We start from the raw sequence: 13,201 nt of genomic DNA, 5'->3' as shown, positions 1-13,201 counted from the left end.
CCGCGAAGTATAAACGTTTTTTTTCCAACTGCTCAGACCGAAGGATGATAAGCAAATAACGCTGGCGCGCCGCCGGTGTGGACGAACAGCAGCGGCCCTTCGCGGCGGAAACGGTTCTGGTTGATGCCGTCGAGCAGTCCCGCCATCGCTTTGCCGGTGTAAACCGGATCGAGCAGGATGCCTTCCAGCCGCGCCAGCAGCTTCACCGCCTCCATACCTTCCTGGTTCGGCTCGCCGTAGCGCGGGCCGAAGTAATCGTCCCACAGGGTCACAGGAGCCGTGCTGGTTAACTCCAGTCTGGCGATCAGCTGCTGCCGCAGGCTATCCACTACCGGCAGCTGCTGCTCCGCGTGGCGCGAGACGGTGACGCCGATCACCTCTGTTTCCGGCAGCAGCTGCTCAAGGCCGACCGCCAGTCCGGCGTGAGTGCCGGCGCTGCCGGACGCGACCACTACCGCGGCGTAGTCAACCACGCCTTCGCTCTGGTGCGCAATCTCCTGCGCGCAGTCGATGTAGCCGAGCGCGCCGAGCCAGTTCGAACCGCCGACCGGCACCACATAGGGGCGAAAGCCCTGCGCCTCAAGGCGCTCCGCCTGCTCCGCCAGCTGCGCCGCCGGATTATCCAGCGCGTCCACCAGCACGATTTCGCAGTCGAACAGATCCAGCAGCAGCCGGTTGCCGTTGCTGAGGTAGTTTTCCGCCTGGGTATTGATCGGGTTTTCCAGCAGCGCGACGCACTTCAGGCCGAGCTTCGCGGCGACGGCGGCGGTCTGACGCACATGGTTAGACTGAATGGCGCCCGCCGTCAGCAAGACATCTGCGCCTTCGCGCAGCGCATCCGCCGCCAGAAACTCCAGCTTGCGCAGTTTGTTGCCGCCCAGGGCGATGGGCGTGACATCGTCACGTTTAATAAAGATATCGCGGCCGACGTAATCGGAGAGGCGCGGCAGGTGCTCCAGCGGCGTGGGCGCGCCGAGCAGTTCCAGACGCGGATAGTGATGAACAAGATGTAAAGACAATGCGGCCTCCAGGGCAGTCACGGTAATCTTTACAGTGTTGCAGAAGTTGCGCGAAGGATCATCTGACATCGCGCGTAAAAGAGGCAGTGGAATAGCCTGATGTAAAATCGCTCGCTCTCAGGCGCAGGCCGGGCGCGTCTTAGCGCCCCTGCACAGCCATCCGCCGCCTGCTGAGTGCGCGGCGGCGGATGGTTAACGCGCTGCTGGCGTTATCTGGCTCGTTTCCTCCTGAGTGGAACGATTCAGAATGCCAGCGCTTCGGCAGCTAGCTGCGCTGCCACCCCAAAAACTGGTCATATTTGCGCAGCGCGATGCGGTAGTTATTATTTCCCGCATCGGGCAGATCGTTCTCCAGGCACTCGTGCCAGCTGTTGCCGCTTAAACGGTCAGCCGGGAAATTTTTGGCCTTAAGCATATCGTCCAGACGACGCAGCCGTACCACATATTCGCGGATAGTGCTGTGGCTCATTTCCGTCTGCTCAAACAGATACTGCTTGAATGCCATAATGTCGAAGTAATTAGGATGCGTATTGCAAAAAATATCACTACAGAAACGGCACAGCGCGGTCAGTTCTGGCTGTAATTTCAGCCACAGCTGCTCATCAATCATTTGGTCCATGCGCGCAATGGCCTCTTTATTGATGATCTGACCGCGAAAGACCAACGCCATGCGGTCCAGTACTTTGCCACAGTGTGAACAGTGGCTCTGGCTATGTTTGTAGTCTTTAAGATAACGGCTTAAAGGTCTGGCCTTGGATTTGGCTCCCATTGCTGAGTCCCCGGTTTTATTATTTTTAGATCGCCAGGAACTGAGGCCGTCAGCGCGCTCCCGTAAGTCGGGCACGCAGGCGTTTGATCGCCTGACTGTGCAGTTGGCTGACGCGTGATTCTCCCACGTCGAGTACCGCTCCAATCTCTTTCAGGTTCAGTTCTTCCTGGTAGTACAGTGTCAGCACCATTTTTTCGCGATCGGGTAAAGCTTCGATCGCTTCAATGACGCGTTCACGCAGATTCCCTTCAAGCAGCTGATGCAACGGGTTGGCCTCTTCATGCCCTTCCGTGACCAGCTCCGCGCTGTCGCCGTGTTCTTCCCGATACTCGTCGTAGGAGAAGAGCTGGCTGTTGTTGGTATCCAGCAGGATCTGCCGGTACTCTTCCATCGAAACATTCAGCCGATCGGCTACCTCCTGCTCGGTGGCGGCACGCCCCATCGTCTGCTCGACCTGGTGCATCGCGCCCGCCACTTCGCGCGCGTTGCGTCGCACGCTGCGCGGCGCCCAGTCCCGGCTGCGAAGCTCATCCAGCATTGCGCCTCGGATGCGCTGCACGGCGTAGGTGGTGAATGCCGTTCCCTGCAGCGCGTCGTAACGCTCTACAGCGTTCAGCAAGCCAATACCGCCGGCCTGCAGCAGATCGTCAAGCTCAACGCTGGCTGGCAGACGAACCTGCAGACGCAGCGCTTCATGGCGCACCAGCGGCACGTAGCGCTGCCAGAGCGAATGTTTATCCATCACGCCTTCGGCGGTATAGAAATCGTTCACGTTGACTACCCTGCGTTAATGAAGTTATCGGCAGGATTATCCAATTCTGTAGGGGGATCGATTGGCTGAATAGGCGGGCAAAAGCGAGGTTATTTCATTTTTGTTATGTCAGAGAGCGGATCGCTCCGCTCTCATCACGCCGCTTAATCTGACGCGCGCAGCCGCTGCCGCGTGGCGGGCGGTACCGCGTCCCATAAAGCGCACACCTGGCCTTCAAGGGCCTGGTAACAGGGGCTTATGCTTTGCCCGGTTTCCGCGTCGGGATGAAAGCGTATCTGGCCCGATTCACCATCGATGCTTATCAGTTTGTTAAGAAACAAACGCTGCAGATCGCTGCGCAAAAACAGTCCGTTATCAACGCTGTTATCCGCAAGGCCGCCTTCGCTGTTTTCCCGCGTATCGATATGACAAGCCTCAACCCAGGGCCAGACAGGACGATCGGTCAGGCGCGTGCCGGTGATAACGCAGCCGCCGTAGCGCGCTTTTACGGCCGTCAAAAACGCCGCCTGGCTGGCGCGCTGCAACAGGCTCTCCTTGACCCGCCGTCCCACCTCCATGCCCGGCATCACCGCCGTGGGCGCCTTATGCTGCGGCGTGCTCAGCACCACGATGAACTGGACAGGACGCGAGAGCGGAAAACAGGGGCGCGCCTGGGGATCGAAAAGCTGCCACCAGGCTTCGTTCTCATCCTCGCGCATCAGCGCCAGCTGATAGCCGCGGCTGGCGAGCAGGTTCTGCGCGGCGGCGGAATGAGGATCGATCATGGCGTAGACGCGGCTTTCGCCCATCACCTGCCAGAGGTTATCGCGCTGCGCCTCGCCGCTGCGGCGAAAATAGGCAAAGGGCTGCTGCGACTTCAGATAGTGCTCGAACCGGCGCAGATAGTTTTTGCGCTCGTTATCGTCGGAGATAAACAGCAGATCCTCCAGCGGGCTGTTGCTCTCTTCCCCAGCGAACACCGCGCGAATACGCAAGGCGCGATAGCTGGTGGACGGGCTTAACAACCCGCGTACGGTCAGCGCCTTTTCGTCGGGATGTTGCCGCGCGTAGCGCAGCGCGATCTCGTCGAAGGTGAGCTGCTCGCCAGGTAACAAGTCATAATTGAAGCGCATAGACACTCCAGAAAATATTCAAACCAGATGCGTGTGTTGTTCTGTAGGGAGTTATCGGCAGGCGCGCGGGGATCTGTAACGCAACAGGCAAATGCAGGCGTCAGGAGAGAGGAGCGGCGAAGGTCAGGCGTACTGTTCCAGGCGAACCAGTACGCCCGCCTTACTTAGCGCAGCAGATGAAGCAGCGAGAGATCGTCGTTAACTTTGCTTTTTTCAATTTCATGCATAAAAGCTTTATCGGAAATCTGATCGTGTTTCGTCACGGAGTGATAGCTGTAAATAATATTGATAACGTCGTTTTCACTGATGGTGCCCACCAGCTCCAGGCTGGCTGAGAGTAGCGATCTCAGCAGGAACCACTCCGCCGTTAGCAGATAGAGATTAGCGAGTGCGCTCTGCCCGCTGTGGGAAGGGAAGCCGTCGTGATACATCCGGTACTGCAGATAATTGCCCATAATATGCGGGCGCTCCGCCAGCCAGGGTTTCAGCTTATCCTGCCAGACGGCCGCCAGACGCTTCATCGATACCGTGACGTCGTTGCCCTCAGCCAGGTCGCTCTGGATGTAAATCAGCTTATTGACATAGTGGATAAGCGTCCCCGATCCGCGAATCGCCTTGTGGCTGCCCAGGTAAGCCTGTAGACGCAACAGCAAGGCCCACTGCAGCTGGTAGTCAGGCTTGATGCTGTCGATATTCGCTGCCATTTCTCCCTGTTCGATCAGATTCAGAACTGAGAAAAAGTACTCTTCAAGCCGGGTATAGTTATCCACGCTGTCGCCTGCTTTCTCGGCAAAAAGAAACAGCATCGCAATGCCGTAAAGCCCCTGCTCGATGTTGGCGCCGCTGGCCAGCAGCAAATTGCTGCACATCAGATTGATAAATCGCGACGCCTGATCGACTTCCGGCGCGTTCAGCGCTGAAATACGCAACGCTTTCTTTTCATTAAGCAGCATCGCCTCAGGGCTGGCCAACAGCCCTTTTACCGCTTCCGGACAGGAGAGCGTCAGGCTGTTCCTGATCTCATACTTGGTTTTTTTCTGCGAGCGTGGGTAGCTGGAACAGGTGGGGCTCAGCGCCTTTGCACCCATTTTTTTGTGGATGCTGCAAAGGCTGTTCTCATCGAGGAAAGCGCAGTTCCCATTCGCGGAGAACTTCATGGTGCCCCAGTTATCAAAACTTTTTTTGGTTTTGATAATATTTTCTTCCGCAAGCTGGCGCACCGCAATGTCCCCGCTCTTCAAATAGCGGTTGACCGTGGGCTTATCTAAATAGATATCCCAGCCTTTACAGCAGTGGTCCAGGCACGCGCTGCCGGCGCACTTAAATTCGCTGAAAAACAGCGGTTCAACTACAGAAATCTCTTTCATGATCTTACCTGCTGATGGCGTTAAAACGGCAAAAACACAACGACAGCGACCAGCTTATCAGCAGTTCAGAGACTGCAATGCAGATAACACAGCGGCTTTCCTGGCTTTTTCTCAGGCATAAAAAAACCCCGCCGAAGCGGGGTTTTCAGGTATTTCACCAGAGGGCGATTAGCCCTGCAGCAGAGACAGAACCTGCTGCGGAACCTGGTTAGCTTTCGCCAACACGGAGTTACCCGCCTGCTGGATGATCTGCGCTTTAGACATGTTTGAAACTTCGGTCGCGTAGTCAGCATCCTGAATACGAGACTGTGCTTCAGACAGGTTAGTGGTGGTGTTGTTCAGGTTAGTTACCGCTGAATCCAGACGGTTCTGAATCGCACCCAGTGAAGAACGGAATTTGTCTACGCTGGCGATCGCGCTGTCAATTTTTGATAACGGGTCAGAGGTTGCACCGGTTGACAAATCAGACAGGTTGATGTTTTTGGTGTCGATGGTGAACGCTGCGGTATTGCCGCCTGCAGTGGTGGTTGCCGCCTGAGGATCAACAGCGATGTAGAAGTCCTGGCTTGCACCGTTAGCGATGTCGAAACCGTTCGCTTTCAGGTTGTTGGTTTCTGCCGGAGAAGTAGACTTGATGGTCACTTTCGCGAACATGTTGCCGTTGTCGTCTGTGTACACGTTGGTGCCATCTAATTTCGCGCCGCCAGCTGCCAGGCCCAGACGGGTTGACAGGTCGTCAGTTGTGCCTGATTCCGCTACGGTTGCCTTAGAAACGTTACTGGTGGTGCCGTAGACTTTCTGGAAGTCAGCAGCAACGGCAGCATTCTTCGCGCCCTGTGGGCCAGTCACGTTCAGGGTGTCCAGCTTCAACGTAGAAGAGTCGATTTTTTTCAGGTCGATGTCGATGGTTTCGCCATCGTTCGCGCCAACCTGGATAGACATTTTGCCGTCTTTAGCCAGTACGTTCACGCCGTTGAACTGAGTCTGACCAGATACGCGGTCGATTTCGCTCAGGCGAGATTTGATTTCGTCCTGGATTGAAGATTTGTCAGAATCAGAGTTGGTGCCGTTCTGCGCCTGAACAGTCAGTTCACGGATACGCTGCAGGTTGTTGTTGATTTCTGACAGCGCGCCTTCAGTAGTCTGCGCAGCAGAGATACCGTCGTTGGCGTTACGTGCAGCCTGAGTCAGGCCTTTGATGTTGGACTGGAAACGGTTGGCAATCGCCTGACCAGCAGCGTCATCTTTCGCGCTGTTGATACGAAGACCAGAAGACAGACGCTCGATAGAGGTAGACAGAGCAGACTGGTTCTTGTTGATGTTGTTCTGAGTGATCAGCGAGAGGCTGTTGGTATTAATGACTTGGGCCATGATAAATATTCCTGTTAATCAAGTCTTTCGGTTAAGGTGTGGGCTTCAACCCGCCGGCTTCAGCGCCGTCAAAGTTGTTATCGTCTGCCCTTAAACAACCTTTAGAATTTTTTTAGTACCAGGTGAAATTTTTTTCCTTCAACCTGTCACGCTTATCTTTATCGCCCTCGCCCGCCACTTCTTTAGAAGAAAATCACTTCCTTTCTAGCCGTTGAAATACCCTTCTCTATATACGCTATTCGCTTTATCGCGCAGTGATGAATAACTTTAAACTTTCCTTATTCGCAGCCGATAACCCCGGTATTCACTCTCCGTGTCGACATGATAAGGAAACAAACATGGCAAGTATCACTAACCTGGGTGTCGGTTCAGGCCTTAACTTAAGCGATATCTTAGACAGTATGCAGACGGCGGAAAAAGCCGCGCTGACCCCGATTTCTAAACAGCAGTCATCCTATACCGCTAAACTGAGCGCCTACGCGACGCTGAAAAGCGCGCTGACCACCTTTCAGACGGCGAATACCACGCTGAATAACGCCAGCCTGTTTAGCGCCACGACGGCAACCAGCACTTCAAGCGCCTTCAGCGCCACCACCTCCGGCAGTTCCGTTGCGGCAGGCAAGTACACTATTAGCGTAACGCAGCTGGCGCAGGCGCAAACCCTGACCTCGGCGGTACAGAGCAGCAACACCGCCGCGCTGGGCGACAGCTCGGCCAGCAGCCGCACGCTGAGCATCGCGCTGGCGGACGGCTCCAGCAAAGACATTACCCTGACCAGCGCGCAGACCTCGCTGACCGGCATGCGCGACGCCATCAACGGCGCCAACGCGGGCGTCAGCGCCAGCATTATCAAGGTCTCGGACGGCAGCTATCGCCTTTCCGTCAGCGCGAACGAGAGCGGATCAAGCAAAGCCGTCAGCACCATTAAAGTCACCGGCGACGATACGCTTGCGGGCATTGTCGGCTACGACGCCAGCGCCACCAGCAATGGGATGACCGAAAGCGTCACGGCGCAGAATGCGAAGCTGACGGTCAATAACGTCGCTATCGAGAGCAGCAGCAACACTATCAGCGACGCGCTGGAAGGCATTACGCTGAATCTCAGCGACGTCACCAGCGGCACTCAGACGCTGACGATCGCCTCCGATACCACCAAAGCTAATGCCGCTATCACCGGCTGGGTCTCTGCCTACAACACCCTGCAGGACACCTTTTCCAGCCTGACCAAATATACCGCGGTGGATGTGGGCACCGATTCGCAGGACAGCAGCAACGGCGCGCTGCTGGGCGACAGCACCTTGCGTACCATCCAGAACCAGCTGAAGAGCCTGCTGACCAATGCCGCCAGCTCCTCGACGTTCAAAACCATGGCGCAAATCGGCGTGACCTCCAACCCGACCACCGGGCAGCTGGAAGTCGACTCTGACAAGCTGAGCAAAAGCCTGAAAAACAATATGTCGGACGTGAAAGAGATGATTATCGGCGACGGCAAAACCACCGGCATCGCCACCACCGTCTCCAGCAACCTGACCAGCTGGCTCTCCAGCACCGGCATCGTGCAGTCCGCCACCGACGGCGTCAGCAAGACGCTTAACGCCCTGACCGTCCAGTACAATTCGGTCAACGATCGTATCAACGACACGATTACGCGTCTGAAAGCCCAGTTCACGCAGCTCGACGTGGTGATGAGTTCGCTTAATCAGACCAGCAGCTACCTGACGCAGCAGTTCGACACCTCGAACTCCAGCTCCAAAAGCTGATTTTAATAAGGAGTGATCATGTACACCGCAAACGGCATTCAGGCCTATGCAAAAATCGGCGTCGAGAGCGCCGTCATGAGCGCGAATCCGCATCAGCTGGTCAATATGCTGTTCGACGGCGCGCTGAGCGCGCTGGTGCGCGCCCGCCTGTTTATGCAGGACGGCAACATTGAGGGGAAAGGTCTTTCCCTTTCGAAGGCCATTAATATTATTGAAAACGGGCTTAAGCAGGGTCTCGCAGAAGAGAGCGGCGACGAGCTCACCACCAACTTGATTTCGCTTTACGCCTACATGGTGCGGCGACTCCTGCAGGCGAACTTACGCAACGACGTGGAGGCCATTGTCGAGGTCGAAGCGCTGCTGCGCAATATCGCTGACGCATGGAAAGAAATCGCCCAGCCTCAACCTCTGATTCAGGACGCCGTTTAATGATACTAGCACCGCAACTGATTACCATTTACCAGCAGTTACTCGATCTCAGCCAGCAAATGCTGCGTCTTGCGGCCGAGGGCGAATGGGATGATTTGATCAAAAAGGAAGTTGATTACGTCAGCGCGGTGCAACGGCTGGCGCGATCGACCGAAGCCGCCTCGCCTTCCGTGCAGGCGCAGGAGCAGCTGCGTCCGGTACTGCGCCATATTCTTGATAACGAAGGTGAAGTGAAGCGCCTGCTGCAGGAACGCATGAACGAGCTCTCCACGCTGGTTAACCAGAACACCCGTCAGAAATCGGTGCTCAGCGCCTACGGCAAGCAGGGCAGCGTGATGGTGCCGATGGAAACCCAGCCGCTCTCCTGATTCTGAAACGCACCGCGAAGAACAAAAGATTTGTTCTGCCGGTGCGTCTTTTTTTCGCCGTGCTCCATACTTGCTTTTCCTTCCCGCTGGAGCGCAGCAGATGCACAACCCGACGTTATTGCAATTTTTTCACTGGTATTACCCGGATGGCGGCCAGCTCTGGCCTGAAGTCGCTGAAAAAGCGGCCTGGCTGAGCGAGATCGGCATTACCATGACCTGGCTGCCGCCTGCTTATAAAGGCGAATCAGGCGGCTATTCCGTGGGATACGACAGCTACGATCTCTTCGACCTGGGCGAATTCGATCAGAAAGGCAGCGTCGCCACCAAATATGGCGATAAGCAACAGCTGCTGGCGGCCGTGGAGGCATTGCGCGCCCACAACCTCGGCGTGCTGCTGGACGTGGTGGTGAACCACAAAATGGGCGCCGACGAGAAAGAGCGCGTGCGCGTTAACCGCGTCAACCCCGACAACCGCGACGAAATCAGCGATGAGGTCATCGAATGCGAAGCCTGGACGCGCTTTAGCTTCCCGGCGCGCGCGGGCAAATATTCCAAATTCGTCTGGGACTACAAATGCTTTAGCGGCGTCGACCATATCGAAAACCCGGATGAAAACGGCGTCTTCAAGATCGTTAACGACTACACCGCCGACGGCTGGAACGATCAGGTCGATAGCGAGCTGGGCAATTTTGATTACCTGATGGGCGCCAATATCGACTTCCGCAACAACGCCGTGCGCGAAGAGCTGAAATATTGGGCGCGTTGGGTCAGGGAACAGCTGCCCTGCACCGGATTCCGCCTGGATGCGGTCAAGCATATTCCCGCCTGGTTCTACAAAGAGTGGATCGAGCACATTCAGGAGGTCGCCGACGAGCCGATGTTTATCGTCGCCGAGTACTGGTCGTTCGAGACCGATAAGCTGCTGGAGTATATCCAGCAGGTCGAGGGCAAAACCCTGCTGTTCGACGCGCCGCTGCATATGAATTTTCATCAGGCTTCCACTCAGGGCAGCGACTACGATCTCAGTCAGATCTTCGCCAACTCGCTGGTTCAGGCCGATCCCTGGCATGCGGTCACCATCGTCGCCAACCACGACACGCAGCCGCTGCAGTCGCTGGAGGCCCCGGTCGAGGCCTGGTTCAAGCCGCTCGCCTACGCGCTAATTTTGCTGCGCGAGCAAGGGGTGCCGACGGTGTTTTATCCCGACCTGTTTGGCGCCAGCTACGAAGATGAAGGCGGCGACGGCGAAACCCACCGCGTCGAGATGCCCGCCATTCCAGAGCTGGAAGCGCTGATCCGCGCTCGCCAGGCTTATGGCTGGGGCGCGCAAACCGACTATTTCGATCATCCTAACTGCGTCGCGTTCAGCCGCAGCGGCACCGCTGAGCAGCCGGGCTGCATCGTCATTATGTCGAACGGCGAAGAAGGCGAGAAAAGCGTGGCGATGGGCGACGGCTTTGCCGGTAAAGCGTGGCGCGACTATTTAGGTCATCGCGACGAGATCCTTACCGCTGATGAACAGGGCACGGTCCTAGTGCGCTGCAACGGCGGCAGCGTCAGCGTCTGGGTGCTGGCGGAGTAACATGACGCGCCTTATTCCATCGCAGCTGACGGAATAAGGCGCGGCGAGATTACTGCTTGTTTTCGTTCGCCTGAGTGATGGCGGACTTCAGGATTTCCGGTTCGATATTCTGGATAACGGCCGCGTTCGGCTGTTTCGCCACTTCATCCAGCGCCTGCTGGCACTCTACCGTCGGACGCTCGACCTTACGCAGCGTCAGCCCGTCATAGCGCAGCTCACTACCATCCAGCTCTAAAGGCATGACGCGCGACTGGCGGTTGACGTTAACGTAATCGCCGCTGAGCAGCGTCAGCTTGCCTGGCTTGGCGATGACGCGCATCCACTGGCGGCAGTCAAGCGTACTGCCGTCCGCATTGACGATCAGACTGCCCAGCGCGCGATCGCTGCGCAACCCGCTCTGCGGGCCGACCGTTTGCCACGTGCCCTGCAGGCTGGCGGGCGCCGGCGTCTGCACCGCGTCCTGATAGCTGTTGATTTGCGCACAGCCGGCCAGCGCCAGCGCGGCCGTCGTCAGCATCCACTTTTTCATCGTTAATCCCTGAGATCGCTTCAATGGCGGCTAAGTTATAATTTTTCGCCTGCTTTCCGCAAGCTATCTACGCCCTGCTTCGCCACGCACGGCCACTTTTTTTCCTCTACGCTGCTGTTTAACGGTGTCCTGACAAGGGCTGGAGGGTGAGTTACACTGGCGCGCTGCACCGCAATTAATCTTTCAGGAAACCTTATGAAAACGCCAGAAGCCTACTACGCGCAGGCGCGCGAGATGTTTTTTACCGCCCATGCCGATTTTCAGGCCGCGCTCGATGAACTAACGGAGAGCGACGCGCGCCACGCCAATATGTCGCTGCGCCAGCTGCGCGAATGGCATGCAGAACGTATTTACGCCGCCTTCCTGCGCCAGAAAAATCTCGACGGCATGATCTTCTCTATCCAGCTTGCCGAGCCAGATAAAGCGGTGGCCGCCGAAGCCATTGAAAACTATCTTAAATCGCATGCTGAATCGCTGGGGATGACCTGGGAAGAGTTCTGTATTAAGAACGAGCTTTAAGCGGTCGATCGCGGTAACACCTCCAACCAGTAAAATAAATCAGGATTAAATTGTACAAGCAGATAAAACTTGTATAACTTTACTGCACGACTTCGGTCGTGATTGTCCTTGAACGAATGGTGCGCTTGCACCGCCTCTGGAGGTGTTGCTGGATTTCCACCTCCAGAGGTTTGATTTTTTCTCGCTCTCTTCGCCTTCTTGCTCCCCCTTGATCTTCCCGGTTTTGTTATCTGAGACGAATTTGCGTATCACGCCGAAAAAAAAGCGCTCAATGCGCCTGAGAGGCTTGTCACTGGTTGGATTTACAGTATGATGTGCCAGCGAATTTCTTCCCTGTATGGAATACCAGTATGTTTGTGGAATTGATTTACGATAAGCGTAACGTAGCCGGCCTGCCAGGCGCGCGCGAGATGATTTTACGGGAGCTGGAAAAGCGCGTGCAGCGCGTCTTCCCTGAAATTGAGGTGCGCGTAAAGCCGATGGAGCGAAACGCCATCGAAACCGATTTGAGCAAGAACGATAAGGCTACGGTGGCGCGCATTGTCGAAGAGATGTTTGACGAAGCGGAAATGTGGCTGGTGGCCGACTAAGCGCCGACCACCGATAGAGCAGGATTACTTCTCCTGCTCGCTGTGGTTAATGGCGATTTCGATATCCTGAATCGCGGCGTCTAAATCATCCAGCAGCGTGCCCTGTTTGTTTAGCAGCGCATCAATGCGTCCGGCAAACTCGGGATCTTTATATTCGCCGGCATCGAACGCGAGCCAGTGGCTGGAGAGCGTCTCGGTATTGGTTTGCGCATAGTGGCGCATCTCTTTCAGCTGCGAGGTCACATCGCGCAGGTAGTCAGTTTTGCTTTTCGTTTCCACTGAATCACTCATGCTGTTTTTCCTTTTGCTGTTTTAACCAATAAATATCTCGCGTGAATGATTAAAGGTAGTGGAATATAACGAAGCCGCCTTAAGAATATTCGGAAGTAGTGCCTGACCCTCTCGATATCTGGCTTATACGCCTTCTCTTCTTTAGCGCAGCGTTTAGGCTACACCGCCAGAAGCGCCCGTGTGATAAAAAACAGGGGACGCGTTGTCCCCTTTTAGTGCCTTATCTGCTCAGTCATTAGAGATATTTACGCGCCAGTTCGAACAGCTCCTTTCTGGCCGCCGTGCCCAGGTGCTCAATCCCTTGCTGTACAAAATCAAAAGCGGCGCCGAAATCTTTTACCCCTGCGCTGAAGTCGCTTTGCTCCTCATTCCCGGCGGGCTGAGTGGACGACGGCACAGCAGGCGCAGCGCTGCCGGAATCGGCTACGGGCGCCGTTTCCTGAACAGCAGCGCTAACAGCCGGCGCGCTGGCCTGCTGGGCAGCGGCATCCGCCACGGGTGTCTGCGCCTGGGATTGCGCATCGGCGGCAGCGCCTGCCACAGTTGGCTGATCGGCGGGCTGAGCGGCCGCGTCCGAGGGCGCGCTCCCCTCTGCGGGCTGCTGCACTGCCGCCGCATCAGGCGTCGCGGACTGAGCCGCAGGCTGCGCGGCGGCAGCGTCGGGCGTTGCAGACTGATCCGCAGGCTGTGCGGCGGCAGCGTCCGGCGCGGCGGTCTGATCCA

14 protein-coding genes and 1 pseudogene are annotated in these 13,201 nt (G+C 56.4%); 6 read left to right on the top strand and 9 right to left on the bottom strand.

Annotated features, from left to right (window positions below; translation table 11 throughout):
- Positions 1–32: 32 nt before the first annotated feature.
- The 6 genes from B3229_RS16770 to B3229_RS16745 form a co-directional block, all read right to left on the bottom strand.
- Positions 33–1,019 carry a D-cysteine desulfhydrase gene (locus B3229_RS16770; protein ID WP_286872620.1) on the bottom strand — a complete coding sequence of 329 codons (987 nt, stop codon included), beginning with the start codon at positions 1,017–1,019 and terminating at the stop codon, positions 33–35.
- A gap of 265 nt (positions 1,020–1,284) precedes the next feature.
- Complete coding sequence (gene fliZ, locus B3229_RS16765; protein WP_048785856.1) at positions 1,285–1,788, bottom strand: flagella biosynthesis regulatory protein FliZ; 504 nt, start codon at positions 1,786–1,788, stop codon at positions 1,285–1,287.
- Positions 1,789–1,837: 49 nt separating this feature from the next.
- The gene (locus B3229_RS16760; RefSeq protein WP_033749775.1) at positions 1,838–2,560 is read right to left on the bottom strand and encodes an RNA polymerase sigma factor FliA; all 723 of its coding nucleotides are present in this window, start codon (positions 2,558–2,560) and stop codon (positions 1,838–1,840) included.
- Between the two features lie 143 nt (positions 2,561–2,703).
- Entirely contained in the window at positions 2,704–3,672 is a 969-nt protein-coding gene (locus tag B3229_RS16755) for an HNH endonuclease signature motif containing protein (RefSeq protein WP_286872617.1), read from the bottom strand.
- A gap of 164 nt (positions 3,673–3,836) precedes the next feature.
- Positions 3,837–5,039, bottom strand: coding sequence for a flagellin lysine-N-methylase (gene fliB / locus B3229_RS16750; protein WP_286872614.1), 1,203 nt, complete (start codon positions 5,037–5,039; stop codon positions 3,837–3,839).
- Between the two features lie 168 nt (positions 5,040–5,207).
- The gene (locus B3229_RS16745) at positions 5,208–6,410 is read right to left on the bottom strand and encodes a FliC/FljB family flagellin (RefSeq protein ID WP_286872611.1); all 1,203 of its coding nucleotides are present in this window, start codon (positions 6,408–6,410) and stop codon (positions 5,208–5,210) included.
- Positions 6,411–6,748: 338 nt separating this feature from the next.
- Between B3229_RS16745 and fliD the strand changes: the two genes are divergently transcribed.
- From fliD to amyA, 4 genes are all read left to right on the top strand, one after another.
- Entirely contained in the window at positions 6,749–8,170 is a 1,422-nt protein-coding gene (fliD, locus tag B3229_RS16740; protein WP_277269240.1) for a flagellar filament capping protein FliD, read from the top strand.
- An 18-nt stretch (positions 8,171–8,188) separates the two neighbouring features.
- A complete protein-coding gene (gene fliS, locus B3229_RS16735) occupies positions 8,189–8,599 on the top strand; it encodes a flagellar export chaperone FliS (protein WP_033749785.1) in 411 nt (136 codons plus the stop codon).
- Complete coding sequence (fliT, locus tag B3229_RS16730; protein WP_048781200.1) at positions 8,599–8,967, top strand: flagella biosynthesis regulatory protein FliT; 369 nt, start codon at positions 8,599–8,601, stop codon at positions 8,965–8,967. Before fliS ends, fliT begins: the two co-directional genes overlap by 1 nt.
- Before the next feature lie 100 nt (positions 8,968–9,067).
- Positions 9,068–10,549: an alpha-amylase gene (gene amyA, locus B3229_RS16725; protein ID WP_286872606.1), complete on the top strand. Its 1,482-nt coding sequence runs from the start codon at positions 9,068–9,070 to the stop codon at positions 10,547–10,549.
- 49 nt (positions 10,550–10,598) lie between these two features.
- Here the strand turns inward: amyA and yedD are convergent, their stop codons facing one another.
- Positions 10,599–11,078, bottom strand: coding sequence for a lipoprotein YedD (yedD, locus tag B3229_RS16720; RefSeq protein ID WP_048781198.1), 480 nt, complete (start codon positions 11,076–11,078; stop codon positions 10,599–10,601).
- Between the two features lie 195 nt (positions 11,079–11,273).
- Here yedD and B3229_RS16715 point away from each other — a divergent pair, with 195 nt between their 5' ends.
- Positions 11,274–11,597, top strand: a complete 324-nt coding sequence (locus B3229_RS16715; protein ID WP_033749791.1) for a DUF6388 family protein — start codon at positions 11,274–11,276, stop codon at positions 11,595–11,597.
- A gap of 350 nt (positions 11,598–11,947) precedes the next feature.
- Positions 11,948–12,187, top strand: a complete 240-nt coding sequence (locus tag B3229_RS16710; protein ID WP_033749793.1) for a DinI-like family protein — start codon at positions 11,948–11,950, stop codon at positions 12,185–12,187.
- Positions 12,188–12,211: 24 nt separating this feature from the next.
- On the opposite strand, the gene B3229_RS16705 is transcribed toward B3229_RS16710, so the two are convergent.
- Together B3229_RS16705 and B3229_RS16700 are read right to left on the bottom strand one after the other, a co-directional pair.
- Complete coding sequence (locus B3229_RS16705) at positions 12,212–12,478, bottom strand: hypothetical protein (protein ID WP_033749795.1); 267 nt, start codon at positions 12,476–12,478, stop codon at positions 12,212–12,214.
- A gap of 235 nt (positions 12,479–12,713) precedes the next feature.
- Positions 12,714–13,201, bottom strand: a pseudogene (locus B3229_RS16700) (hypothetical protein); the annotation flags it as partial.

Origin of the sequence: Pantoea sp. UBA5035, assembly GCF_002415245.1 — a bacterium.
Taxonomy (GTDB): Bacteria; Pseudomonadota; Gammaproteobacteria; order Enterobacterales; family Enterobacteriaceae; genus Pantoea; species Pantoea septica.
Note: the sequence above shows the minus strand (reverse complement) of the source record. Positions and strands in the feature narration are given on the sequence as shown.

Excerpts from the sequence above, each read along its gene's own strand:
- fliD (WP_277269240.1), top strand. The coding sequence starts at position 6,749 with ATGGCAAGTATCACTAACCTGGGTGTCGGTTCAGGCCTTAACTTAAGC.
- B3229_RS16705 (WP_033749795.1), bottom strand. The coding sequence starts at position 12,478 with ATGAGTGATTCAGTGGAAACGAAAAGCAAAACTGACTACCTGCGCGAT.
- amyA (WP_286872606.1), top strand. The coding sequence starts at position 9,068 with ATGCACAACCCGACGTTATTGCAATTTTTTCACTGGTATTACCCGGAT.
- yedD (WP_048781198.1), bottom strand. The coding sequence starts at position 11,078 with ATGAAAAAGTGGATGCTGACGACGGCCGCGCTGGCGCTGGCCGGCTGT.
- B3229_RS16745 (WP_286872611.1), bottom strand. The coding sequence starts at position 6,410 with ATGGCCCAAGTCATTAATACCAACAGCCTCTCGCTGATCACTCAGAAC.
- B3229_RS16710 (WP_033749793.1), top strand. The coding sequence starts at position 11,948 with ATGTTTGTGGAATTGATTTACGATAAGCGTAACGTAGCCGGCCTGCCA.
- fliT (WP_048781200.1), top strand. The coding sequence starts at position 8,599 with ATGATACTAGCACCGCAACTGATTACCATTTACCAGCAGTTACTCGAT.
- fliZ (WP_048785856.1), bottom strand. The coding sequence starts at position 1,788 with ATGGGAGCCAAATCCAAGGCCAGACCTTTAAGCCGTTATCTTAAAGAC.
- B3229_RS16755 (WP_286872617.1), bottom strand. The coding sequence starts at position 3,672 with ATGCGCTTCAATTATGACTTGTTACCTGGCGAGCAGCTCACCTTCGAC.
- B3229_RS16715 (WP_033749791.1), top strand. The coding sequence starts at position 11,274 with ATGAAAACGCCAGAAGCCTACTACGCGCAGGCGCGCGAGATGTTTTTT.
- fliB (WP_286872614.1), bottom strand. The coding sequence starts at position 5,039 with ATGAAAGAGATTTCTGTAGTTGAACCGCTGTTTTTCAGCGAATTTAAG.
- fliS (WP_033749785.1), top strand. The coding sequence starts at position 8,189 with ATGTACACCGCAAACGGCATTCAGGCCTATGCAAAAATCGGCGTCGAG.